We start from the raw sequence: 23200 nt of genomic DNA on the forward strand, positions 1-23200 counted from the left end.
ACCTAACCCCTGACTATCTCGAAGGAGTACGTGACCTCCGCACCGCTGAGCTTCACGTGCGCGCTGGCCGAGCAGTACTTGTCCTGGCTCAGCTCTATGGCGCGTCTGGCCTTCTCCTCACTCACGTTGCCGTAGATTTTGTAGTGAAGGTGGACTTTCCTGTATATGCGGGGGTGTTCCTCGCGTCTCTCACCGCTTATCTCCACTTCCAGCCCTTCAATCGGCTCGCGCATCTTCTGGAGTATAATGACGACGTCGTAGGCAGTGCATCCGGCGACACTCAGGAGAAGGAGCTTCATGGGGCTTATGCCGCCGTCCCCGAGAATTATCGAGCACTGGTCCGTATCCATCTTCCCGATGAACTGAGTGTTCTCGACCCACTTGACGCGTCCCCTGATCTCATCTGTCATGTTTTTCACCCGTTAGTGTAAACGCAATTCCTTTTAAGGCCTTTTCGTAGGCAAAAACATGTACATCCGTCCCTTCGACCCCTGGAAGGCGAAGCTCTGCACCTGCCCCTTCAAGTACACGCTGAACATCTACACCGGCTGCGACCATGCCTGCGTTTACTGCTACATAACGGCATACATCCCCAACGCCTTCAGGGTGAGGACCAAGGAAGGCCTCCTGCCGAAGCTGGAGCGGGAGCTGAGAAAGTTCGACAGGAAGTATATCGTAGCGCTCTCCTACTCCTCTGACCCCTACCCAACGGTCGAGCGTGAACTTGGCATAACCCGGAGCGTCCTTAAGCTCTTCAAACGCCACGACGTCCGCTGTCTGCTCCTCACGAAGTCGGACATATTTGTGCGCGACCTGGACGTTCTAAGCGAGCTGAAGTGCGCCGTTGGGATAACCGTGACCACAGTGGATGAACGGAAGGCGAGGCTGCTGGAGCCAAACGCCCCGTCGCCGGGGGCGAGGATTAAGGCGCTGAAAAAGGCCAAGGAAGAGGGCATCCCCGTCTACGCCCGCATTGACCCGATAATACCGCTCTACACCTGGGAAGACTTCGATGAGACGCTCGACGCGCTGGATTTCGTTGACCACATAACCGTTTCAACCCTCAAGCTCAGGCCTGACTCAAAGAGGAGAATGTTCGCCAAGTTCCCGGAGCTGATGGAGAAGCTGTGGCCGCTCTATGAGCGGGGTGAAAGGATAGGGGGCTACCACTACCTCCCGGGGGAGGTGAGGTTCGAAATCCTCCGCGAGGCAGAGAGAAAGATACTGGAAAGGGGCATCACGTTTGGCTCGTGCCGGGAGGGCTACCGGTCGTATCCGAGCTGTGATGGCTCCCATCTTGTTCCCTTGTGAGCTCCTCCCTGAGTTCGGCCTCTATCTCGGTCTTTTCTAGCTCAATCTTTTTGATGCGGTACTCGGCGGCGGCGCGCACGAACGCTTCAAAGACCCTCCTCATCTCAGGCAGGTATTCTGGCTGCCACTGGAGGCCGAGTATGAACCCTTCAACCCCCTCGATGGCCTCGATAAGCCCGTCCACGGCATAGGCAACGGGTTTTATTCCTTCCCCGACCCTCTTCGTTGCCTGGTGGTGGAAGCTGTTGACCTTCAGGTACACCTCGTTTGTGCCCTCGATGTCCAGCTGATCCTTGAGTATCTCATAAAGCTTTGAGTTGGTCTTTATCCTGATGCCGTGAACCCTCTGACTTGGCCCCACAAGGTTTACGTCCCAGTCGTGCTTTATTGCCTTGGGAATGTCGTTTAGGTCCTGATAGAGCGTTCCACCGAGGGCAACGTTTATCACGTGCATTCCGCGTGAGATTCCCAATATAGGAACTCCCCTCTCAACGGCCTTCTTAACGAGATTTATCTCAAACTCGTCCCTCTCCACATCGACGTATTTTATGGCGCTTGAGGGGTCTTCGCCGTAGAAGTAGGGATGAACGTCAGGCCCCTCTATGAGGAGTATCCCGTCCACGTGCTCAAGAACCTCGTCGGGCGAGCAGTTGATGTTAAAAACCGCAGGAACGCCTCCAGCTTCGGCTATCCTTTCAATATGCCGCCTGTCCAGAAAAAGCCTGTTCTTGGAGGGATCGGTCTGCCCGATTATACCAATCAGTGGCTTCATAAGCATCACCACTAGGGTGTGTGTTTGTACCAGAATAAAAAGCTTTGCGAGAAGAAAAAGAAGGGGCGTCAGCCCTTGAGGGCCTTCATCTCTTCCTCTATTACCTCTGCGAGCCTCTTAACACCGTCACGTATCTTGTCCTCTGGCACGTAGGTGAAGTTGAGGCGCATCGTGTTCTTCACGTCGCGGTGAGCAAAGAACGCCTCACCGGGGACGTAGGCGACCCCCTTTCTTATGGCCTTCTCCGCCATGAGCTTGGTGTCTATGCCCTCCGGCAGGGTGACCCAGATGAACATTCCTCCGTCGGGCTTCGTCCACTTGACCCCCTCTGGCATATACTCCTCCAGGGCCTCAAGCATCGCGTCCCTTCTCGGCCTGTAGAACTCTATGACCCTTGGAATGTGCCTGTCCAGGTGGCCGTCGGCGACGTACTTCCAGGCGATAACCTGCCCGAAGGGGTTCGCACAGAGGTCAACGGCCTGCTTGGCTATCTCTATTTTCCTGATGAAGTGCGGGTGAGCGGCTATCCATCCAAGCCTGAATCCGGGGGCAAATATCTTTGAGAATGTTCCGAGGTACAGAACCCTTCCCTCGTCGTCGAAGTGCTTGATCGGTGGTATTGGCTCGCCCGAGTAGCGGAGCTCGCTGTATGGACTGTCCTCAACGATGAGGAAGTCGTACTCCCTGGCGAGCTCTATAAGCCTCTTCCTTCTTTCGAGGCTCATTGTGACTCCCGCGGGATTCTGGAATGTGGAGACGGTGTAGACGAACTTGACCTTCTTTCCTTCGGCGCTGAGCTTCCTGAGCTTCTCTTCGAGTACGTCAACGATCATACCGTCGTCGTCCATCGGTATGCTGAGGAACTCCGGATCGTAGTACTTGAAGGCGTTGAGAGCCGCGAGGTAGGTGGGCCCCTCAACGACGACTATGTCACCGGGGTTTATGAAGACCCTGCCGATGAGGTCGAGAGCCTGCTGTGAACCTGCGACCATCATTATCTCGACCTTGCTGGTCGGGATGCCGTAGCGCTTCTCCATCCAGTCCGCCAGCGCGAGGCGGAGCGGGGTAAACCCTTTGGTGGTCCCGTACTGGAGGGCCTTATCCGCGTGGTGGGTTATAACCTCCGCGGTTATCTCCTTGATGATCTCGACGGGAAACGTCTCGGGAGCGGGAAGACCTCCAGCGAGGGATATGACGTTGCCTGACTCGACGAGCTTGAGAAGCTCCCTAATCTCCGAGGCCTTCATGCCCTGGGCCTTGTCCGAAAAGTACGCCTCAAAATCCAGTGACCCTGAACTCAGCTTGCGCATAAGTTTTTCCTCCACTTCCGTTCCCCCCATTTAATGCACACTTTTGAGCACGTCACCAAGTCTATACACGTAAAGGTAGCGGCGATTGGTTATAAATCTTTCTGCAATGGTCGTTAGTGCCGTTTACATTTGTAAAGTATAACCGGGGAGTATTTTTAGAAACATCAACGAACCTAGCCGTGCATGGATGAACACGAAAAGCTCTATAAACCCTCCCGCCATAATCTGGGTTTACCGGAGAGGGGTGATGGAGATGGCGGTAGTGAAGGAAGTGCTTGAGATAGCCGAGGAGATAAAGAACATGGAGATTAGGGGGGCAGGCAAAATCGCCCGCTCGGCGGCGTACGCCCTCCAGCTCCAGGCCGAGAAGAGCAAGGCAACCAACGTCGACGATTTCTGGAACGAGATGAAGCAGGCGGCGAAGATACTCTACGAGACCCGGCCGACTGCGGTTTCCCTTCCAAACGCGCTCCGCTACGTCATGCACCGCGGTAAAGTGGCATATGCCGGCGGTGCCGACCTCGACCAGCTGAAGTTCGTAATCATAAACGCCGCGAAGGAGTTCATCCACAACTCCGAGAAGGCCATCGAGAGGATAGGCGAGATGGGCGCGAAGAGGATAGAGGATGGAGACGTCATAATGACCCACTGCCACAGCAAGGCCGCGATAAGCGTCATGAAGACGGCCTTCGAGCAGGGAAAGGACATTAAGGTCATCGTCACAGAGACGAGGCCCAAGTGGCAGGGCAAGCTCACCGCCAAGGAGCTGGCCAGCTACGGCATCCCGGTTATCTACGTCGTTGACTCGGCCGCCAGGCACTACATGAAGATGACGGACAAGGTGGTCATGGGTGCGGACAGCATAACGGTGAACGGTGCGGTCATAAACAAGATTGGAACGGCTCTCATAGCCCTTACGGCAAAGGAGCACAGGATATGGACCATGATCGCTGCCGAGACCTACAAGTTCCACCCCGAGACGATGCTCGGCCAGCTGGTCGAGATAGAGATGCGCGACCCCTACGAGGTCATCCCCAGGGAAGAGCTTGAAACCTGGCCGAAGAACATAGAGGTCTGGAACCCGGCCTTTGACGTTACTCCCCCGGAGTACATCGACGTCATCATAACCGAGCGCGGCATAATCCCGCCGAGTGCCGCCATAGACATCCTCAAGGAGGAGTTCGGCTGGGCCCTCAAGTACACCGAGCCCTGGGAGGACTGAGGCTTTTCTCCTTTTTTCCCATTTCGATAATGAAAAATGAAAGACCTCAGCCCTCGATGTTTCCTGCGGTGAATGCTTTCGCGTAGGCTTTGACGATTTCTTCGTCGCCCATTATCATGAGGACTCTGACGAGATTCATGCCTTTGACCTCCGAGAATTCGACGTAGAGGTACTGGTCACCATTGTGATAGAGTTTGACACTGAGCGGATTGAAGCACTCGTTTTCTCTGGGTGTGGCCCAAGGCTCGGTCTCTTCGAAGCCTTTTACCTTAACAAAAGTATCGAACCTCCCTATTACTCTCTCGATGGAGCATGTACATGCCGCGTTCAGTTCCACGAGCGCTTCACTGAATAGGTTGTAATCCTTAAAGTCTGTCCATTCCTTTACAGGCGTTAGAACTGAGAGCTTCCAGGTTGCATTGGTCATTGGGATGTACTGGATCGCAAAGTAGACCTTCCCAGGCGGCAGTTCCAACTCTCTCGCCTGTGGCCAACACTTCCGCTGGTGTACCGGCAAGGTTTCGCTCCCTAGGTCGGGCCAGTAGTAACTATTTCCGCTTTTATTTGAGTCGGACACAATGTAAGTTGTGAAACCTCCTATGGAACAAGGTACCGTCAGGTTAAACTTTTCCGGCCAGTACGCAAGATAAGCTTTCCAGCCCTCTGGTTCTCCTGTTGTGCGGTTTATTGGCGGGTATATTATGAAACGATCATTGAACATTGTTTTTGGGTCATTAATAAGCATGATTGTCTGTCCTATCCACTGCCCGAGATGCTCTTTTTGGAGATTCTCATATTGCAGGTTAAGACTGCATGTTCCGTTTATCCCGTTCGGATCATCAGCGTTGAAACTCGTGTTTAATGCTACTATTACCCCCAATGCAGCTAAAAAAATTAAAAAAATTAAAATTCCAGCGAGTTTAAGTTTTTTCATGTACCCTTCACCCCTTGTAAATGGGTCTGACTATGGTTAATGCCGGATTGTTAATGCTTCCGAGATATATCCATGCAGTATATGGGCTGTCTACGGTGGTGTGAACGTAAATATACTTGGAACCGTCACTGTATGCCTTATATCCTGTAACAGTGACTGAATGATATACACCAAATCCCTGGGACGGCCACCTAAACGTGCCATCTTCACTTTGTCCACTACTGGAGGTTAATATTGCCGGCCTATTCATATCGATTTCATTTTTGACATACGTGTATAACTGAAGATTTGTAGAGGGATACAGTGTGAATGCATCATAGTCATATTTGGGTTTTCGGTATATTGATCCCTCATTGTAAACTTCTAATGCCTTTTCATAAAACTGCTCAATTCCCGGTGCAATATTTGAGGTACTTGTCCACTCCCCTTGCGTTTGCATGGTCATGTGGAGTATGTCTATAACCGCTTCGCGATACCAGCTGTCGCGATACTGGATTTCATAGTATGCTACTATCATTGAACCAGCTATCGGAGCACATCCATCGTAATCTGTCCAGGGATCAGGATTGGGGCCCACGAATGAGTAGTATCCACTTGATGACAAAACTTTTGGAACGAGGATGCTGTTGGATCCTGGTGGGCTTGGATCAGCTCCACCACTATCGGTAGAGGTCCATGAAGGTACAGTATAAAGCACTTTATATTCTGTTGCCGTTGCAGTAGCCCCAAATGTAAATGTCTCTGATACTTTTTTGTCCGTGAGCATCTTTGTTTGCAACACTTCCCAGCCTCCAGCATTTTTGGGTATATTGCCTTCAATTGAGAGTTTGTAGGTGTTTGGTTTTCGGTACTCTCTGCCTTTCATATCCACAACCTTGTCTCCAGCTAAGATGCCGTAGTTCAACCCGCTGAAGTATGCGAAGCGGTAGGTTTTCACTCCTTTTCTCGTGGCGAGTTCTTTCATCAGGTCGCGTGGGGTCTTCTCGCCAAAGCCCGCCTCCAGGATTGCCGGTGGCAGGTTCCTGTTGGCCGACACTATTATGTAGCCTACGGTCTTACCGTTCTTGACCATTCTGAATTCGTAGGCTGCCAACCTGCCGTCGGGGAAGTAGAGGGGTGTTGGGTTGGTTGGAACTGCCCCGTTGAATTCCGGGAACTTGTGGAGTTCCCTGAGCGCGAGGGCTTTGACGGTCAATAGGGGTACTGCCTCCGGCTTGTCAACAGGTGCCGCCGTCACGACTCCTCCTAACAAAAGAAGTCCGATGAGTAACACCACTGGGGTCTTCCAGTTCACGACCTGCACCCCCAATGGAGATTGCATTACAAAATATGCTCTAGAACTATTTAAAGTTTCCTATCACTAGAAGTGAAAATCAGTCCAAAACTAGGTTATACCACCACAAGTTTTTGATAGTTGTACGCGCCAGACTTAAGGAATACGGAAAACATAGAGAATGGGAAAATCAAATACGGGGCTACCTCAGTTTTGGAGCTGTCGGCGACATTCACAATTTCAAAGTTCACCTGAACACACGCAAGGGTTTAAAACTCCCAACCCTTTTATACTCCGGATGCAAAAACTGAAAGGGTGATGATGATGAAAGCTTACATCGCTGAAAACGTCAGGGGCATCTATGCCTTTGACGAGAGCGGCAACCTCATCGCCAGCAAACCCTTTGCAGGAAAGCCCGAGGTGAGCCTTGACAAACTCCTGAAGGGCGAGCCGGCCGATGAGTTGGTTTCTCTCATGGAGGAGCTCATGGAGGACGGTTACGACGAGTTCATCCTGGAGGACCCGGAGCTCAGCAGAAGGCTGAAGGAGCTCGGGTACAACACCTCCGCCGAGTTCCCGAACGTCGCCGGGGAAAAGCTCCGCTCCAGCCCGGGGGAGTTCCTCGGCGAGAAGTGGTTCGACGAGTACTTCAGCGTTGGTGTCGCCCTGACGAGGCTCCGCATACAGGAGCAGAGCGGGGCAAGGGACAAGATGATAATCCAGGCCATCGAGTCCCTCGACGACATCGACAAGGTGATCAACCTCCTCGTTTCCAGGCTGAGGGAGTGGTACAGCCTCCACTTCCCGGAGCTGGACGAAATCCTCCCCAAGCACCAGCAGTACGTTGCCTTCGTCAGGGCAGTCGGTCCGAGGGAGAACGTCAGTGATGAGAAGCTCAAGAGCCTTGGCCTCCCCGAGGGCAAGATCGAGAAGATCATGAAGGCCGCGGAGACCTCGATGGGCGCTCCCCTCGGGAAGTTCGATGCCGAAATCATTATGAAGCTGGCCAGCGAGATAGGCGATCTCTACAGGCTGAGAGAGCAGATAGAGGACTACCTTGAGATGGCAATGGACGAGGTGGCCCCGAACCTGAAAGCTTTAGTCGGTGCCAAGCTCGGCGCCAGGCTGCTCAGCCTCGCGGGCGGTTTAAAGGAGCTCGCCATGATGCCTGCCTCGACCATACAGGTTCTCGGTGCCGAGAAGGCCCTCTTCAGGCACCTGAGGAGCGGTGCCAAGCCGCCCAAGCACGGTGTCATCTTCCAGTATCCGGCAATAAACCGCTCGCCGTGGTGGCAGAGGGGTAAGATAGCGAGGGCCCTGGCTGGAAAGCTCGCCATAGCTGCCAGGGTCGACTACTTCTCCGGGGAATACATAGCCGAGGAGCTGAAGCAGGAGATAGAGCAGCGCATTCAGGAGATAAAGCAGAAGTACCCGAACCCGCCCAAGAGGAAGGCCAAGCCCGAGAAGAAAAAGAAGAAGGAGAAGTTCAAGGGTAAGAGAAAGGGCAAAGGAAAGCAGGAGAAGGGCAGGAAGTTCGAGAAGAAGGAGAAGAGCAGGAAGAAAAAGAAGAAGGGTAAGGGCAAGAGGTGATGGCGATGAGGATTAAGAAGCATAAGTTCCCGGGCGTTTACGTCTTCGTTGATGAGGACGGTAGCGAGAAGATAGCCACCAGGAACCTCGTTCCGGGCCAGAGGGTCTACGGCGAGAGGCTGATCAAGTCCGAGGGCGAGGAGTACAGGGTCTGGAACCCGCGGCGTTCGAAGCTCGCCGCGGCAATACTCAACGGCCTCAAAAACTTCCCGATAAAGCCCGGCTCAAAGGTTCTCTACCTCGGAGTCGCGAGCGGGACAACTGCTTCCCACGTCAGCGACATAGTGGGCTGGGAAGGGAAGGTCTTCGGCGTGGAGTTCTCGCCGCGCGTCCTGAGGGAGCTCGTCCCGCTGGTTGATGAGCGCAGGAACATCGTGCCGATACTCGGCGACGCCACCAAGCCCGAGGGCTACCGCGCGCTCGTTCCTAAGGTCGACGTCATCTTTGAAGACGTTGCCCAGCCCACGCAGGCAAAGATACTCATCGACAACGCGAAGATCTACCTCAAGAGCGGCGGCTACGGCATGATCTCGGTCAAGAGCAGGAGCATCGACGTCACCAAGGAGCCGGAGCAGGTCTTCAGGGAGGTCGAAAAGGAGCTTTCGACCTACTTCGAGGTCGTTGAGAGGCTTTCGCTCGAGCCCTACGAGAAGGACCACGCGCTCTTCGTCGTCAGGAAACCGTGAGGTTTCTTCCTTTTTTATCGTTTATCGTCGAAAAAACCTTTTACTTTCACCGAAAGGCTTTTATAACTCGCTCATGAACCTTAGCCGAAGTTACGTTCAGCTTTTGTAGGTGATGCACCATGAAAAAGCTCCTGAAGCCAAGGCGCGAAGTCGGCATTGTCGGCTACGGTGCCTACGTCCCGATGTATAGAATCAAGGCGGAAGAGATAGGAAGGGTCTGGGGAGTTTCCAGCTTCCCGATACAGGAAAAGGCCGTTCCCGGTCTCGATGAGGACGCGCTCACGATAGGAATCGAAGCCGCGAGAAACGCCCTTAGGCGGGCAGGGATAGACCCAAGGCTTATCCGCGCCGTCTGGTTTGGAAGTGAGAGCAAGCCCTACGCGGTCAAGCCGACCGGCACGGTCATAGCGGAGGCAATCGGCGCGACCCCCGATGTAAGCACGGCAGACTTTGAGTTCGCCTGTAAGGCAGGAACCGAGGCGCTTCAGACTGCAATAGGCTTTGTCGGCTCGGAGATGGCCGACTATGCGATGGCCATTGGAGCAGATACGGCACAGGGAAGGCCCGGCGACCACCTTGAGTTCACCGCGGGAGCGGGTGGAGCCGCCTTCATAGTCGGCCCCAAGAGCTCTGACACGGTTGCATACTTCGAGGGAAGCTACTCATACGTTACGGACACGCCGGACTTCTGGAGGAGGCAGCACGAGCACTACCCGAGGCACGGGAACAGGTTCACCGGCGAGCCGGCCTACTTCCACCACATAGTCAACGCCGCCAAGACCCTCATGGAGGAGCTCGGTCTGACCGTCAACGACTTCGACTACGCCGTCTTCCACCAGCCCAACGTCAAGTTCCCGCTCACCGTTGCCAAAATCCTAGGGATTCCGAAGGAGAAGGTTCTCCCCGGTCTGCTCACAGGAATCATAGGGAACACCTACAGCGGTGCAACGATGGTCGGTGTCTCTGCCGTTCTCGACATAGCCAAGCCCGGTGACAGGATTCTGTGGGTTTCCTTCGGTTCCGGAGCCGGAAGCGACGCCTTCAGCGTTGTTGTTCAGGACGCCATCGAGGAGAAGAGGAATCTGGCACCGACGACCATGGACTACGTGAACAGGAAGAAGTACATCGACTACGCCCTCTACGCGAAGGCGAGGAGAAAGTTCATCATGTGAGGTGGTTGAGATGAGGAAGGCAGTCATAATCGGTGCCGGTATGACCCCGGTTGGTGAGCACTGGAAGCTCGGATTGAGGGATTTGGCCGTTGAGGCGCTTCTCAACGCGATGGACGACGCTGGAATCGACAGGGTAGACTCGCTCTACGTCGGAAACATGATTTCCGGGCCCTTCGTTGAGCAGGAGAACCTCGGCGCGCTCATAGCCGACTGGGCTGGACTTGGAAACATTCCAGCCGTTAAAATCGAGGCCGCCTGTGCCAGCGGCGGTGCCGCCGTCCAGGAGGGAGTCAAGGCAGTCCTCAGCGGGCTCGAAGACGTGGTTGCCGTGGTCGGCGTCGAGAAGATGACCGACGCCTGGCCGAGCGACGCCACCAGATACCTCGCCTACGCGGCAGACGCCGAGTGGGAGCTCTTCCACGGGGCGAGCTTCGTCGCCCTCAACGCACTCGTCATGCGCTACTACATGAAGACCTACGGCTACACCGAAGAGGACCTTGCCCTCTTCGCGGTCAACGCCCACGCCAACGGCGCCAAGAACCCCTACGCCATGTTCAAACGCCCGATTAAGGTTGAGACAGTCCTCAAGAGCCCCTACGTTGCCGATCCGCTCAAGCTCTTCGACGCCTCGCCGGTCTGCGACGGTGCGGCATCGGTTATAATTACCACACCGGAGAAAGCCAAGGAGCTTGGTGTCCCGAAGGAAAAGTGGGTCGAGGTCGCCGGAATGGGGCGCGCCATAGACACCATAAGCCTCGCCAGCAGGGAGGATTTGCTCACCCTCAAGGCTGCCAAAGTGGCCGCTGAGAGGGCCTACAAGATGGCGGGCGTCGAGCCGAAGGACATTGACTTCTTCGAGGTTCACGACGCGTTCACGGTTATGGCCGCCCTCAGCCTCGAAGCCCTCGGTGCCGCCAGGAAGGGAGAGGGGGCCAAGCTGGCGAAGGAGGGACAGATAGCCATCGACGCCGACTATCCGATACAGACCATGGGTGGTCTCAAGGCTAGGGGACACCCCGTTGGTGCCACCGGCGTTTACCAGACGGTTGAAGCGGTGCTCCAGCTCCGCGGCGAGGCGCCGAGCCAGGTGCCCGATGCGGAAGTCGGCCTGACCCAGAACATAGGTGGAACCGGTTCGAACATAACGGTCAACGTCTTTAGGAGGGTCTGAAATGGCGCGCCCGATGCAGGTTTCCCGCTACTGGAGGCACTTCCGTGAGAAGTACAGGCTCATAGGTGGAAAGTGCGAGAACGGCCACGTTCACTTCCCGAAGAGGTCGATTTGCCCGGTCTGCGGCTCAAGAAACGTCGAGAAAATCGAACTGAGCGGAAAGGGCAAGGTCATCAGCTGGACGATAGTCAGGAACCCGCCGAGCGGTTTCGAGTACTACAAGCCCTTCCCCCTGGCACTGATAGAGCTTGAGGAGGGCCCCGTGGTCCTCGCCCAGCTGACCGACGTTGACCCCGAGGAGATAGACTTCGGCATGGAGGTCGAGGTCGTCACCAAGAAGATAAGGGAGTTCGAGGAGGACGGAATAATCCTCTACGGCTACAAGTTCAGGCCTCCTGTGAAGTGAAGGCCTTTTTCTGCTTCCTTTTTACACCCAACTTGGCTCAGACCTTCTCAATCCTTAGCCTGTCCCCGTTCTCGAACTCCATCTCCAGCTTTCCGCGCTCGGCGTTGACCTTCACTCCATCGACGACGGCCTCTGCCTTCCCGTCCCTGGCCTCCACTCCGAGCATCTCCGCTATCTCGCCAACGCTCTTCAGGGAGCCCTTTATGGTGGTTTCAATCCTGTCTCCCCCGCTCTCTATAACGACCTTCAGCCTGCCTTTACCTTCGCGTATGAAACTCTCTTCCTTCAACTTCACCACCTTCTTGGGCTCGGGCGGTCTTATGCACGGCATCAAACCACCTGCTTCCCTTTCCACGGGGTGCGTCGTTCCTCCGCAGGTCTTTGACCATGCGCACCCATATCCCGCTCTGACCAACGCGTTTGAACCCGTAGTCCTCGTAGAACCTGATGGCCTTCTCGTTCTTCTCCCCGACCCACAGCTCTATTCTGTCGTTGTGCTCTCCCAGGTACTCCAGGCACTTTTCCATGAGCCTGTGGCCTATCCCGTGCCCCTGGAACCGTTTATCAACCACGAACTCGTGGATCGCCCCGACGGTTCTTCCCTCGTATTTGCTGTACCAGTCGCTGTCGCAGACTATAAAGCCCGCTATCTCGTCGCCGACCTTCGCGACGAAAAAGCCGTCCTCTGCCTTGTCCCAGCACCACCTGAGGTAGCGCTTCGCGTAGCTCTCTCCCTCACCGCCGTACTCACGCATGCCCTCGTATCCCCTCATGTATATCTCAATGAGCCTCTCCAGCGTTTCCTGGTCGAGCCTTTGGAGCCTCTCTATCCTTACCCCGCTCATCAATATAAGCTCATCGAGGGGTTTAAAAAGCCTGACTTCGAGCCTTAAGTGGAGCAAGAAGGTGGTTGAGATGGGGAAAGCCAAGCCTAGATACTGCGAGATATGTGGGGCCCCAATAAGGGGACAGGGGCACAAAATAAGGCTTGAGGGGGCTGAAGTTCTCGTTTGCAACCGCTGTTATGAGAAATACGGCGGAAAGAAGCCCGGAACGTTCAGCATCATGCCGACCGGGAGGCAGCCGGTCAGGAGAACCTACTCGCGGCCGGCCAGGCCGAGGCCGCCCAGACCGAGGACAGAGAGGCCGCTCTACACGGAGGAGATAGTTGAGGACTACGCCGAGCGCGTCTACCAGGCAATACAGCGCTCAAAGAAGAGCTATGAGGAGCTGTCCCACGAGATTGGTCTTTCGATGAACGATTTGAGGGCAATATCCCACGGCTACCGTGAGCCGACGATAAAGGAGGCGCGAAAACTGGAGAAGTACTTCAAGATAAAGCTCATCGAGACGAGTGGCGAAGAGGTTCTTGAGAAGAGGACCATCCCGAGGGACTACGAGCCGACCCTTGGAGACATAGCCAACATCAGGATCAAGAAGCGGAAGAAGAAGTGAGTTAAAACCCCCCCGGCTCTTCTTCCTCCCTCTTCTTCCTGAGCTCCTCCGTCCTGGTTCTCTTTGGAGGGTGGAAGCCCTTGAGCTTCTCAAAGGTGCTCCAGAGGCGTATCAGCTCCTCCCAGACTTCGGTATCCGGCGGGATCACGAGAACGTGCGCCGGTGGGTGGATGTCCATAAGCCTGCCGATCGCCTTTGCCGGCGGCAGGTCTATCTGGGCGATCACGTGCGCCCTGAAGCGCCTCCTGGGCTTTTCACCGCTTATCTTCTCAAAGGCCCAGTCCGAGAGTGCGGGGGGGATAATCCTTGGATCACCGCGTATCTGCATGCCGCCGTACCGAACCAGGTCGGCGAGAGCGATGCTGGCCTTCTGAAAGTTGTCGGTCCTTACTAAAACCATCGTGTTTCTCATAGGTATCACCGTGCTTTCCTTGTGCCGGCACCTTTTAAGCCTTCTCACCTGTGGTTTCGTCCGGTCAGCTACCTAAAGCTTTAAAAACTCAACCCGTCTCATTTATAAAGGGTTTTTAAACCCACCATCTGGAGGTGTAAGCCTTGGTCGACATGAGCAATGTAAAGCTCAGAATCGAGAATATCGTCGCTTCTGTGGATCTCTTTACGCAGCTGAACCTTGAAAAGGTTATAGAGATATGTCCCAACTCCAAGTACAACCCCGAGGAGTTCCCTGGGATAATATGCCGCTTTGAGGAGCCGAAAGTTGCACTTCTGATCTTCAGCTCCGGAAAGCTGGTCGTAACCGGCGCCAAGAGCGTCGAAGACATAGAGCGCGCCGTCAACAAGCTCATCCAGATGCTCAAGAAGATAGGCGCCAAGTTCGGAAGGGCACCTCAGATAGACATCCAGAACATGGTATTCAGCGGCGACATCGGTATGGATTTCAACCTCGATGCCGTTGCGCTCAGTTTGCCGAACTGTGAGTACGAGCCCGAGCAGTTCCCCGGCGTCATCTACCGCGTCAAGGAGCCGAGGGCGGTCATACTGCTCTTCTCCTCCGGAAAGATAGTCTGCTCCGGCGCTAAGAGCGAGCACGACGCCTGGGAGGCCGTCAGAAAGCTCCTCCGCGAGCTGGAGAAGTACGGCCTCATCGAGGAAGAGGAAGAGTGGTGAAACCCTCTTGTCCCTCAGAATCTTTTACTCCCCCATTTTCAGGGGGCACAGACCCGAGGGTTATCATCCCGAGAACCCGACCAGGCTGGACTATGCGATAAGGGGCCTTTCCGAAAACGGGCTGTGGGATGAGGAAAAAATTCTGAAGCCCAGCCCGGCATCGCCTTCGGATCTCTTTCTGATACACGATGGGGAGTACGTGGAGAGGATTCGGGGGCTCGAAGGGGGCTTCTCGTACCTCGACCCCGACACCTACGTGTCCCCCGGCACGTGGGAAGCCGCTCTCTTGGCAGTCGGTGCGGCGAGGGCTGCAGTTGAGGCGGCAGTAGAGGATGGGGATCTCTACCTGGCGCTCGTCAGACCGCCCGGACACCATGCTGGCAGGTCGGGAAGGGCCTTCAACGCCTCAACCCTCGGCTTCTGCATCTTCAACAACAGCGCATTTGCGGCTTACACCCTCAAGGAGCGCAGGGGAAAGGCTGTGGTCGTTGACTTCGACGCCCACCACGGCAACGGTACGCAGGAGATATTCTGGAACGATGGGGACGTTGTCCACATCGACCTCCACGAGCGCGACATCTACCCCTGGAGCGGCTACGAACACGACATCGGAGGAAAGGGTGCGGAGGGGAGCAAGGTCAACCTCCCGATGCCCCACTACTCCACCGACGATGACTACATCCTCGCGTGGATGGAAATCGTCCTTCCAGTCCTGGAGGAAACGAAACCCGATGCTGTGGTCGTCTCGGCCGGCTTTGACGGCTTCCAGGGCGAACTCCTCACGACGCTTAGACTGACGGAACGGTTCTTCCGCTACGCCGGTGCGACGCTCTCCCGCTATTCCCTGGCCGTCATCTTTGAAGGTGGCTACTCCGTCGGGCTGATGAGGGGCCTCCCCGCCTTTGTCAGGGGGTATCTTGAGGGGAGCGTGGAGGAACGGGGCATCGAGCCCAGTTACGAGGCCGTAAGAACGGTGAAAACTGTCCTCGAAATCCAGAGGGAGTTCTGGGGGATATAGCTTACCCCGGGGTAAGTGGCTTACCGGGGGGTAAGCTGAGCTTCCTGACCACCTCCTTGACAACGGGGTCTGGGATGGAGTAGCTCCCCTCGCTCTTTGTCAAATAGCCGTACTTTGTGAGGTTCTTCAATAGGAGGGAGAACTTTGCATCGTTTATTCGCCCTCCTTTGAATTCCACGTACTCCTTTATGTCGCTCCAGCTCTCATTTCCAAGGGCGACCGCCTTGAGTATCAGCCCGTACCTCCTGCTGTAAGAGAGAAGGGATGATAGCTCCTCCATGACCAGTGCCTGGGCCCGCTGAAACAGCTCTTCAAGGGCGTCCCTCTCGGGGAGTCCCCTTATTCCCCTCAGGTAGCCATAGGTTGTCAGCCAGCCGACGATTCCGTCAAGCCTCTCAACGGCTCTTTTTATCTCCCCATCGTCAACCTCGGTCCCAAGCTCCTCAAAACCACTCCTGAGAAAGTCCATGCTCTGTTTCCTGTTGAACCGTTCAAGGATTATCTCCCTTGCGTACCTCCCGAAGAGTGGCTTTTTTGGATTGTCGAGGCCAAGAAAGTCGTGGAGCATCCCCATCTCGGATCCGGTGAGGACGAAGGTAACGTTTGGAAGGTTATCAACGGCGTAGGCTATCAGGCCGTCGTATTGAATGCCTGAGAGCCTTAAGTACTGGGCCTCATCGAAGGCCATTATAGCCCTGATATCCTCCTTTTCAGCCCAGGAATCGATCTTTTCCAGAATCTCAGCTAGGTCGGGTTTTCTCTCGAACTCGACGTGAAGCCCTGAAACTTTTAGACCCCTGATCGAGTTCAACATCTTCTCAAGCCTCAGCCGGAGGGATTTCCTTGTGGAGACCGTTGATAGCAGTGAGCCCAGGATTTTTCTCGCCAGAATCTCCTGGGGTATCGAGCCGTGAGTGAAGTACAGGGAGCGGACGTCGATTTTGGCGTAGGGCATCCCTGACTCAGCAAGAGCGACGTTGAGGAGGGAGCTCTTTCCAAGGCGTCTGATCCCGAGGAGCAGAACCAGCCTTTCGCTTAGGTTTATGGCATTCTGGAACTCCTTAAGTTCTTTCTCGCGGTCGTACAGGTCTTCTCTCTTGGTCTTGGGCTGGAGGTCGAACAGCAACTTACCCCACCGTAAGCTGCTTACCCCAGGGTAAGTTATAAGGGTTTCGAAAAGAGGGAAAGGTCAGCTGAAGCTCGCAAAGCCTATCTCATAGAGCTGCCGCAGCATGCGGAGGACTTTTTTAGCTGTGTGCTTAAAGCGGAAGTTTTTGTTGTGTTCCTCCCAGTTTCTAATGATATCAACGATCTCCCTACCTCTCAACTCACTCACGTTGACTTGTGAACCATCTGCAAGGCAGAGCTTCAGCACCTCTCTCAAGGGCTTCTCAAGCCTCTTCCTGTTTCCGTGGAACTTCGGGAGGACTTTCATGAGCAGTGCCAAGTCGAAGATTTCGTCCTCACTTTCGAACTCGACGATTTCTTTTTCTTGGCTTTCCTTCGCGCTCCTGAAGAATAAAGCAATCTCATCGACGACACGGTAGCCAAAGTGGAGATCGTATGGCTCAAGAGCCTTGTTCAATCTCTTCAGGAGTTTCCAGTAATCACCATACTTTTCCTTAAACTCTCCTACCACAGAGTTAATGTCCTCTTTTTGACGGGCGAGAAACTTTCCATTGGGCCCCTTCAGGTCAGCGAGAACGGCGTTTCTCAAACTTTCAAAGTTCCCTGACGAGCTTTCGCCGGCCGGTGGATAGCCCTCAAGGTCAACATCGTGGAACTCCACAACGAAGGCCCTGTCAAGGACTTTTGGACTGAATGCGTAAGTTGTCTCGTCCATGTTGACGGTGCCGATTATGTAGAGGTTCGGCGGGAGGTAAAGCTCTTTTGGAATCCTCTGCTTCTGGACAATCTCATCACTATCGTGGAGCCTGAGCGGTTCCCTAGTGAAACCTCCATCATCCCTACCACTTTCCAGCACGCTTAGAAAGTCGGCGAAGTAGTATTCAACGTGGGCCAGGTTCATCTCGTCAAGGAGGAGGAAGTAAGGCTTTGCATTGGCACCGTTATTCTTGTAGTCCTCAATGGCTTTTAGGATAAAGTCGAGTAGCTTGGTTCTTTGATACTCCCCAGTCAACGGATTGTAGTAGCCGAGAAGTGCCTTGGAATCGCGCCAGTCCGGCCTAACGGGCAGGAATAAGGGGTTTTCTTTTGATGGATCGAGAAGTTCAGCCAGCTCTTGGGCTATCTTTGTCTTTCCAGTTCCAGTTAAACCTGAGAGAATGACAAAGCCCTTTGTCTTTAGGGCAGTGTAGAACTGGGCGACAAGGTGTTCCGGGTAGAGGTAGCCCTTTGAGGCGAGATATGAGTTTAGGGATTGCACCAACTGGTCGATCTCTTCAATCCCTCTGGATAATTCAGTATCTTTGTTATAGCCCATTTTTAGGAGATAGAACGCGGTCTCCCAGAGGTCTGAGATTCCAGCTCTTCTGGAGGCATCCCTTACACGCTTTAGCAGCTCTGCATATTCCTCGGGTTTTAGGGCGGAGGCGGATTTTGAGATTCTCAAGAGTTTTGAACTGTGTGGATTTAAAATACCCCGTGGATCCCTGGCACTGCCCCATAGGGGCATAAGGTCCTCTGGATAGACCAGTGTAGCCAGATTTATGATGCCCAGCATGCTGGTCCCTTTTATTTTGTGGGAGTACTCTCGCACGAGCTGTATTGCATTCTCAGGAGACGTCCCTATTAGCGCCCTCAAGAACTCTCTGAGCCTATCCGGGTCTCCTCTGTCACTAACTCCTCCTGCAACAAACCAGAGCAGACGCCCAGCATCCCCTTTTGAAGGCAGGTTTAATTCATCAGACTCTCCTTTGGCGAATTTGATTACCTCTTCCCGGGCTTTATCAATTAGGGGCTTCCCATTATTTTCCCACTCCATCTCATAACGAGTCTTCATTTCCTTTAGAGCCTGAACCAGAGAGTCATTGCCACCGTCAAAGCAGGAACTCTCCTCGAACGTGGAGATATTGTTGGCAAGGAACGAGTGCACACCCAGCATCAGATTCAGGCTTTCCTCTTTCTGGGCTTCCCCAAAAGCATCCAGAGACATCTCTTTTCCCAGCATCACCCTGCGGTCAAGCCGTATGATAGAAAGGCCCCTCTCCTTTAGGGACTTAATCGTGTCCTCCCCGAGTAGTTTAATTAACGCTCGCTCACTGGCGTCGGCAGAGGAACAGGAAACGGCAAGTCCGTACCTAATCCTTTGAGTTCTTAAATAAATTGTCCACATATAGGAGACTTCATGCTTCCGTCTGTTTACATACCTGTGCCACAGATCGAATTTAACCTCAACAACCTGGTGCTCATCGAAGTACCTTATTTTTGAGGGCTTGGGCGTTTCTCCTTGCACCTTTCTTAAAAATTCCCCGGATATTTCATTTAGGAGATTCTCCGCATCTTCTCTGGTGACTACCATATTTCCACCTCCGGAATCAGCCTCAAATAACCAACACCATCTAGATTCCCGGCCAAAATATGGGCAATTGCGAAACCGTCGACTTTGTTCCCGTTCACATCAAAAAACACACTCCTCTCCCCAGGATAAACCACAACCGCGAACCTGCACCCAAGTGCGTCCCGGTATGTATGCATCTTGTAGATATCCTCAAGTTTAGCCCAGGTGGTGTAGTCGTCAGTTTTCTCTGCCATCTCGACCTCGTCAGCGAAATCTTCAATTTCCTTCTTTTTGTCAACTACCTCAACTTTGAACTTTGCATCGAAGACTCCAATGAGTTTCGTGCTTTTCTTTGATGGGTTCCCGTTAAATAGCGAGAAGTCTGGTCTGAGCGTCACCGAGTAACTCCACCTCCTTGGAGTCAGCAGCTTGTTGTAGTAAAGCCTCCATCCGCTGTCGAATTCAGCGTAAACGTCTCCGCTTTCGGAGAGCTCGCCCGCCGGAAGCACATGGATTTTGAGCTCTTTCTTTCCAAGAATCTCTCCAAGTTCATCAACGAGCCTGAAAAACGCCCAGTACTCATACAGCTTGGGGATGTCCTTGTTGTCAATCGCCTGCTTTAGCTCCTCAAAGAAAGGAACGTACGCCGTGAACTTACGGTAGAGTTCGAGAAGGTCGCGGTAGCCGTCCCCTTTAGGAGCGTCTGCGAAGTGTACGGGAAGCCCTCCATTTCACCTACATCTTCCCAAACGCCGTCGCTTGCTATAAATTCGAGCTCTCCTAGAAGTTCCCCAATAGGCCCAATATCTGCTTCCTTCGTGTCCCCCAAAGATTCAATCACGCGTTCACTCCAATCTATGAGCAAGTTGAGAAAATACTTGACAAAGCGGTTCTCAGGCGTATCAACACTCTCATACTTTCTGAAGCCGAGGACTCTCGTGGGGACGTAGCCGTTAAGATGCTCAGCTATCAGGACGCCTTCCCCCGCCGGTGCCAGATACTCGGGATGTTGGATTATGGCGAGAAGGGTTTCGGGGGTTACCTCATCAACCTCATCAGGTCGTAACCACGCCCCTTCAACGACCAGCTTTCTCTTCATCCGGTGGAGCACTGTCTCAAAGGCGCTGATGATTCTCTCGCCGTTCGAGCGAAGATAATGGTAGGCGAAGAGCTCGTTGATAGGCTCGTCGCTTTCTTCTGTCGAAAAGCCCGTGAGAGACCCGAGATGGAATGGTATGGAACTTGAGTAGTGGAGTATATCCGCCGTTAACGCATCAACAAAAATGTCTTGAAGACGGGAGAGCCTCTCAATTCCATGGCCCTCAAGGGATGAGAAAATTGCAGGATACATCTTCGGGACTTTAAGGGAGAGCACCTCAATGGGGACGTTTATCGTTCCTCCGTCTTCGAAAAGGAGCGTCAGTTCCGAAAGTCCGATGAAGTTTCCAAAGGATACTAGAAAAAGGCCATTTTTGAGTCTTCTGGCTGGTTTGCCGTTGATTAGAACAGCTTTGATACCCTTATCTTTGCCCTCCACGTAATAGTTCGTCCACTCCAGCAGGTAGATTCGGTCCGTTCCCCTAAATGCCCGACAGCCGTCTTTGGCGGAGAATATTCTCCAGTTATGGGACCACTTACCATCAATGCAGTTCATGATTGCACCAAAGCGTTACTCCGTCTAAGAACTAATAAGCGTTTTGGACGGGACAAAAATGGACAAGAGAAATGAGGGGCGTCAAAGCCCCAGAATCTTCTTGGCCGCCTCTATTCCGAGGTCGAAGGCCTTCATGTTCATGTCGACGGCCTTCTGCGGGACGCTGAGCCTTATGACCTCCCTGACGTGGTCTTCATCCAGCGGGAACTCGGGGATCTGCGTCAGCGCGCCGATGAGGACAGTGTTGGTCGTGACGACGTGGCCGGCCTTTATGGCGAGATCTTCTGCGTTGAAGCCGATCCACTTGGCCCTGAAGTCCTCCTCCACGATCTTCTTTATCTCCTCCAGCTCGGGGTAGCGGGCCTTGCCCATCGAGACCTGGACGGGAACGATGGGCTTGGTGTTGACGACGACCATTCCACCCTCCCTGAGGTGGTTGATGTACCTCAGAGCTTCCACCGGCTCGAAGCCGAGTATAACGTCGCCCTTGCCCTCGGGAACCATCGAGCCGTAGACCTCTTCGCCGAAGCGGACGTAGGAAACGACGCTTCCAAAGCGCTGGCTCATGCCGTGAACCTCACCCATCCTCACCTTGTAGCCGGCGTGAAGGGCGGCCCAGCCGAGGATGTTGGCGGCCGTAAGGACACCCTGGCCGCCGACACCGGCGATGACTATGTTGTACTCCTTAACCTTCATTCCTCTCCCTCCTCCACGGGCTTGAAGGCACCGAACGGACAGACCTGAGCACATCCGCCGCAACCCCAGCACATGCTGGGCTCTATCCTCGCCTGCTTCTTCTCCTCGTCCCAGTAGATGGCCGGACAGCCGTAGGCGTTGATACAGACCTTACAGCCGGTACATGCATCTTCGTCGACGTAGTATATCGGCCACTTCTCGCCCCTCCTCCTCATCTGGCCTATCTTGTAGAGGGCACACACCTGCCTCGACACGACGACGCTGACCCCCTCGACCTCAAGGGCCTTCTTCATGACCTCGTAGGTCTTCTTTATGTCGTAGGGGTCAACGACCTCGACGAAGTCCGCACCCATCGCCTTGGCGACGTCCTCTATCGGAATCCTCTTACCCATGCCGTGGGGCGTCTGGCCGGTGCTCGGGTTCGGCTGGTCGCCCGTCATTGCCGTGACGAGGTTGTCGAGGACGACTATGAGCACGTTGGAGCGGTTGTAGATGGCGTTGGCCAGTGCCGGAAGTCCGGTGTGGTAGAAGGTCGAGTCACCTATGGTGGCCACTATGACCTTCTTCTCCTTCTTTCTCTGCTCCTCGCTCAGGGAACCGTGCTGGGCAATCTCAAGCCCGTGGGCGATGCCTATCGAGCCGCCCATCGCGACGGTGGTGTCAACCGCGTTGAGCGGCGGGAGCAGACCGAGGGTGTAACAGCCAATGTCGCTCGGGTAGATGCCCCTGGCGCGGGTGGCCTTTTTTATTGCGTAGAAGCTGTTTCTGTGCGGACAGGCCGGACAGAGGCTCGGCGGCCTCGGCGGGACTATCTCCAGGGCCTTGCTGTACTTGGCGTCGAGCTCTTCATAGTTGAGTGGCACCTCAATGCCGAGGAACTTGGCTATAGCCGTCACGGCCCTCCTGGTCGTCATCTCGTAGACCCTGGGCACGAGGTCTTTGCCGTGTATCGGTATCCTCAGGCCTTTGTCGTAGGCCCAGGTCTTGACCTGCTCCTCGACGACGGGCTCAAGCTCCTCGACGATGAGAACCTTCTCAAGGCCGTCCATGAACTTCTCAAGCAGGCCGTAGGGAACGGGGAACGGGGTTCCGAGCTTGAGAACCTTGACGTTCTCAACGCCGAGCCAGTGGAGGGCTTCCTTCACGTACGCATAGCTCAGTCCCGGAGCTATAATGCCGACCTTGGCGTTCTCGTCTCCCTCTATCCAGTTGAAGGGCATGTCGTTGAACTCTTCCCTGATCTTCTCGATCTTCTCCAGGATTACCGGGTGGAACTTCCTCGCGTTGGAGGGGACATCGACGAACCTGTTGGGGTCTTTTTTGAACTTTCCGAACTTCCTCTTTCCGGCCTTTATCTCCTCCGGCAGCTCACCGAGAACGACGTCGCCCCTCGCGTGGGAGGTTCTGGTGGTAGTCCTGAGGATAACGAAGTGCTTGAACTTCTCGCTGAGCTCAAAGGCGTACTTCGTCATTTCCTTCGCCTCATGGGGCGAGCTCGGCTCAAGAACCGGGACGTTGGCGAACTTCGCGTAAACGCGCGTGTCCTGCTCGTTCTGGCTGCTCCACATGCTCGGGTCGTCGGCGACCATTATGACGAATCCGCCTTCAACGCCCATGCCAACGGAGCTGAGGAAGGTGTCTGCCGCGACGTTGAGACCGACGTGCTTCATCGCTGTCATTGCCCTGAGACCGCTCCAGGCAGCTGCTAAAGCCGTCTCGAAGGCGACCTTCTCGTTGGTCGAGTACTCCATGTATACGCCGGCCTTCTTGGCGACGATGGCCATTGTGTCTGTCAGCTCCGAGCTCGGGGTTCCCGGATAGGCGGCGTAGACTGCTACGTTCGCCTCAAGCGCGCCCCTCGCTATCGCCTGGTTGCCGAGGAGCAGAACCCTCTCCCCCGGCTTGTCCCATAAAACCATGTCGGTAACCTTCGCCATCCAAA

23 protein-coding genes and 1 pseudogene are annotated in these 23200 nt (G+C 54.5%); 10 read left to right on the forward strand and 14 right to left on the reverse strand.

What is annotated here, in order from left to right; genetic code table 11:
* Positions 1-2: 2 nt before the first annotated feature.
* Complete coding sequence (locus ACZ5M3_RS07425; RefSeq protein WP_297090526.1) at positions 3-410, reverse strand: OsmC family protein; 408 nt, start codon at positions 408-410, stop codon at positions 3-5.
* Between the two features lie 58 nt (positions 411-468).
* On the opposite strand from ACZ5M3_RS07425, the gene ACZ5M3_RS07430 reads away from it, so the two are divergent.
* Positions 469-1311: an SPL family radical SAM protein gene (locus tag ACZ5M3_RS07430; RefSeq protein WP_464839051.1), complete on the forward strand. Its 843-nt coding sequence runs from the start codon at positions 469-471 to the stop codon at positions 1309-1311.
* On the opposite strand, the gene ACZ5M3_RS07435 is transcribed toward ACZ5M3_RS07430, so the two are convergent.
* On the reverse strand, positions 1238-2083 hold the full coding sequence (locus ACZ5M3_RS07435; RefSeq protein WP_464840806.1) for a gamma-glutamyl-gamma-aminobutyrate hydrolase family protein: 846 nt from the start codon (positions 2081-2083) through the stop codon (positions 1238-1240). The genes ACZ5M3_RS07430 and ACZ5M3_RS07435 overlap by 74 nt on opposite strands.
* Positions 2084-2151: 68 nt before the next feature.
* Positions 2152-3408: an aminotransferase-like domain-containing protein gene (locus ACZ5M3_RS07440; RefSeq protein WP_464839052.1), complete on the reverse strand. Its 1257-nt coding sequence runs from the start codon at positions 3406-3408 to the stop codon at positions 2152-2154.
* 238 nt (positions 3409-3646) lie between these two features.
* Between ACZ5M3_RS07440 and ACZ5M3_RS07445 the strand changes: the two genes are divergently transcribed.
* Complete coding sequence (locus ACZ5M3_RS07445; RefSeq protein WP_464840807.1) at positions 3647-4615, forward strand: ribose 1,5-bisphosphate isomerase; 969 nt, start codon at positions 3647-3649, stop codon at positions 4613-4615.
* Between the two features lie 46 nt (positions 4616-4661).
* Here the strand turns inward: ACZ5M3_RS07445 and ACZ5M3_RS07450 are convergent, their stop codons facing one another.
* Complete coding sequence (locus ACZ5M3_RS07450) at positions 4662-5549, reverse strand: hypothetical protein (RefSeq protein ID WP_464839053.1); 888 nt, start codon at positions 5547-5549, stop codon at positions 4662-4664.
* Between the two features lie 7 nt (positions 5550-5556).
* Positions 5557-6843: a cysteine peptidase family C39 domain-containing protein gene (locus ACZ5M3_RS07455; protein ID WP_464839054.1), complete on the reverse strand. Its 1287-nt coding sequence runs from the start codon at positions 6841-6843 to the stop codon at positions 5557-5559.
* A 303-nt stretch (positions 6844-7146) separates the two neighbouring features.
* Between ACZ5M3_RS07455 and ACZ5M3_RS07460 the strand changes: the two genes are divergently transcribed.
* The 5 genes from ACZ5M3_RS07460 to ACZ5M3_RS07480 all read left to right on the forward strand — a co-directional run bounded on the left by ACZ5M3_RS07460 (position 7147) and on the right by ACZ5M3_RS07480 (position 11847).
* Positions 7147-8412 carry a C/D box methylation guide ribonucleoprotein complex aNOP56 subunit gene (locus ACZ5M3_RS07460; protein WP_464840809.1) on the forward strand — a complete coding sequence of 422 codons (1266 nt, stop codon included), beginning with the start codon at positions 7147-7149 and terminating at the stop codon, positions 8410-8412.
* 5 nt (positions 8413-8417) lie between these two features.
* Positions 8418-9098, forward strand: a complete 681-nt coding sequence (locus ACZ5M3_RS07465) for a fibrillarin-like rRNA/tRNA 2'-O-methyltransferase (RefSeq protein WP_464840811.1) — start codon at positions 8418-8420, stop codon at positions 9096-9098.
* Positions 9099-9217: 119 nt separating this feature from the next.
* Positions 9218-10270, forward strand: a complete 1053-nt coding sequence (locus tag ACZ5M3_RS07470; RefSeq protein ID WP_464839055.1) for a hydroxymethylglutaryl-CoA synthase — start codon at positions 9218-9220, stop codon at positions 10268-10270.
* A 10-nt stretch (positions 10271-10280) separates the two neighbouring features.
* Positions 10281-11441: a thiolase domain-containing protein gene (locus ACZ5M3_RS07475; protein ID WP_464839056.1), complete on the forward strand. Its 1161-nt coding sequence runs from the start codon at positions 10281-10283 to the stop codon at positions 11439-11441.
* A 1-nt stretch (position 11442) separates the two neighbouring features.
* The gene (locus tag ACZ5M3_RS07480; protein ID WP_464839057.1) at positions 11443-11847 is read left to right on the forward strand and encodes a Zn-ribbon domain-containing OB-fold protein; all 405 of its coding nucleotides are present in this window, start codon (positions 11443-11445) and stop codon (positions 11845-11847) included.
* A gap of 37 nt (positions 11848-11884) precedes the next feature.
* Here the strand turns inward: ACZ5M3_RS07480 and ACZ5M3_RS07485 are convergent, their stop codons facing one another.
* Positions 11885-12142, reverse strand: a complete 258-nt coding sequence (locus ACZ5M3_RS07485) for a hypothetical protein (protein ID WP_464839058.1) — start codon at positions 12140-12142, stop codon at positions 11885-11887.
* 67 nt (positions 12143-12209) lie between these two features.
* Positions 12210-12692 (reverse strand): annotated as a pseudogene (locus ACZ5M3_RS07490) (GNAT family N-acetyltransferase); the annotation flags it as partial.
* Between the two features lie 70 nt (positions 12693-12762).
* Between ACZ5M3_RS07490 and ACZ5M3_RS07495 the strand changes: the two are divergent.
* On the forward strand, positions 12763-13302 hold the full coding sequence (locus tag ACZ5M3_RS07495; protein WP_464839059.1) for a multiprotein bridging factor aMBF1: 540 nt from the start codon (positions 12763-12765) through the stop codon (positions 13300-13302).
* A gap of 1 nt (position 13303) precedes the next feature.
* On the opposite strand, the gene ACZ5M3_RS07500 is transcribed toward ACZ5M3_RS07495, so the two are convergent.
* Entirely contained in the window at positions 13304-13714 is a 411-nt protein-coding gene (locus ACZ5M3_RS07500) for a DUF356 domain-containing protein (RefSeq protein ID WP_464840813.1), read from the reverse strand.
* Between the two features lie 143 nt (positions 13715-13857).
* Here ACZ5M3_RS07500 and ACZ5M3_RS07505 point away from each other — a divergent pair, with 143 nt between their 5' ends.
* Both ACZ5M3_RS07505 and ACZ5M3_RS07510 read left to right on the forward strand, forming a co-directional pair.
* Complete coding sequence (locus tag ACZ5M3_RS07505) at positions 13858-14430, forward strand: TATA-box-binding protein (RefSeq protein ID WP_464839060.1); 573 nt, start codon at positions 13858-13860, stop codon at positions 14428-14430.
* A 7-nt stretch (positions 14431-14437) separates the two neighbouring features.
* On the forward strand, positions 14438-15448 hold the full coding sequence (locus ACZ5M3_RS07510) for a histone deacetylase family protein (RefSeq protein WP_464839061.1): 1011 nt from the start codon (positions 14438-14440) through the stop codon (positions 15446-15448).
* Position 15449: 1 nt separating this feature from the next.
* On the opposite strand, the gene ACZ5M3_RS07515 is transcribed toward ACZ5M3_RS07510, so the two are convergent.
* The 6 genes from ACZ5M3_RS07515 to iorA all read right to left on the reverse strand — a co-directional run bounded on the left by ACZ5M3_RS07515 (position 15450) and on the right by iorA (position 23195).
* Positions 15450-16574, reverse strand: a complete 1125-nt coding sequence (locus ACZ5M3_RS07515; RefSeq protein WP_464839062.1) for an AAA family ATPase — start codon at positions 16572-16574, stop codon at positions 15450-15452.
* Between the two features lie 63 nt (positions 16575-16637).
* Complete coding sequence (locus ACZ5M3_RS07520) at positions 16638-18929, reverse strand: McrB family protein (RefSeq protein ID WP_464839063.1); 2292 nt, start codon at positions 18927-18929, stop codon at positions 16638-16640.
* On the reverse strand, positions 18923-19519 hold the full coding sequence (locus tag ACZ5M3_RS07525; RefSeq protein ID WP_464840814.1) for a nuclease domain-containing protein: 597 nt from the start codon (positions 19517-19519) through the stop codon (positions 18923-18925). Before ACZ5M3_RS07525 ends, ACZ5M3_RS07520 begins: the two co-directional genes overlap by 7 nt.
* An 8-nt stretch (positions 19520-19527) precedes the next feature.
* Positions 19528-20562, reverse strand: coding sequence for a DUF2357 domain-containing protein (locus tag ACZ5M3_RS07530; RefSeq protein WP_464839064.1), 1035 nt, complete (start codon positions 20560-20562; stop codon positions 19528-19530).
* A gap of 81 nt (positions 20563-20643) precedes the next feature.
* A complete protein-coding gene (locus tag ACZ5M3_RS07535; protein ID WP_464839065.1) occupies positions 20644-21258 on the reverse strand; it encodes an indolepyruvate oxidoreductase subunit beta in 615 nt (204 codons plus the stop codon).
* On the reverse strand, positions 21255-23195 hold the full coding sequence (gene iorA / locus ACZ5M3_RS07540) for an indolepyruvate ferredoxin oxidoreductase subunit alpha (RefSeq protein WP_464839066.1): 1941 nt from the start codon (positions 23193-23195) through the stop codon (positions 21255-21257). The genes ACZ5M3_RS07535 and iorA overlap by 4 nt, the downstream gene beginning before the upstream one ends.
* Positions 23196-23200: the final 5 nt, after the last annotated feature.

Source organism: Thermococcus coalescens (assembly GCF_055392585.1).

Bases quoted from the DNA above. Each gene is read 5' to 3' on its own strand.
- ACZ5M3_RS07425 (WP_297090526.1), bottom strand. From the start codon at position 410: ATGACAGATGAGATCAGGGGACGCGTCAAGTGGGTCGAGAACACTCAG.
- ACZ5M3_RS07430 (WP_464839051.1), top strand. From the start codon at position 469: ATGTACATCCGTCCCTTCGACCCCTGGAAGGCGAAGCTCTGCACCTGC.
- ACZ5M3_RS07435 (WP_464840806.1), bottom strand. From the start codon at position 2,083: ATGAAGCCACTGATTGGTATAATCGGGCAGACCGATCCCTCCAAGAAC.
- ACZ5M3_RS07445 (WP_464840807.1), top strand. From the start codon at position 3,647: ATGGCGGTAGTGAAGGAAGTGCTTGAGATAGCCGAGGAGATAAAGAAC.
- ACZ5M3_RS07450 (WP_464839053.1), bottom strand. From the start codon at position 5,549: ATGAAAAAACTTAAACTCGCTGGAATTTTAATTTTTTTAATTTTTTTA.
- ACZ5M3_RS07460 (WP_464840809.1), top strand. From the start codon at position 7,147: ATGAAAGCTTACATCGCTGAAAACGTCAGGGGCATCTATGCCTTTGAC.
- ACZ5M3_RS07465 (WP_464840811.1), top strand. From the start codon at position 8,418: ATGAGGATTAAGAAGCATAAGTTCCCGGGCGTTTACGTCTTCGTTGAT.
- ACZ5M3_RS07470 (WP_464839055.1), top strand. From the start codon at position 9,218: ATGAAAAAGCTCCTGAAGCCAAGGCGCGAAGTCGGCATTGTCGGCTAC.
- ACZ5M3_RS07475 (WP_464839056.1), top strand. From the start codon at position 10,281: ATGAGGAAGGCAGTCATAATCGGTGCCGGTATGACCCCGGTTGGTGAG.
- ACZ5M3_RS07480 (WP_464839057.1), top strand. From the start codon at position 11,443: ATGGCGCGCCCGATGCAGGTTTCCCGCTACTGGAGGCACTTCCGTGAG.
- ACZ5M3_RS07495 (WP_464839059.1), top strand. From the start codon at position 12,763: ATGGGGAAAGCCAAGCCTAGATACTGCGAGATATGTGGGGCCCCAATA.
- ACZ5M3_RS07500 (WP_464840813.1), bottom strand. From the start codon at position 13,714: ATGAGAAACACGATGGTTTTAGTAAGGACCGACAACTTTCAGAAGGCC.
- ACZ5M3_RS07520 (WP_464839063.1), bottom strand. From the start codon at position 18,929: ATGGTAGTCACCAGAGAAGATGCGGAGAATCTCCTAAATGAAATATCC.
- ACZ5M3_RS07530 (WP_464839064.1), bottom strand. From the start codon at position 20,562: ATGAACTGCATTGATGGTAAGTGGTCCCATAACTGGAGAATATTCTCC.
- ACZ5M3_RS07535 (WP_464839065.1), bottom strand. From the start codon at position 21,258: ATGAAGGTTAAGGAGTACAACATAGTCATCGCCGGTGTCGGCGGCCAG.
- iorA (WP_464839066.1), bottom strand. From the start codon at position 23,195: ATGGCGAAGGTTACCGACATGGTTTTATGGGACAAGCCGGGGGAGAGG.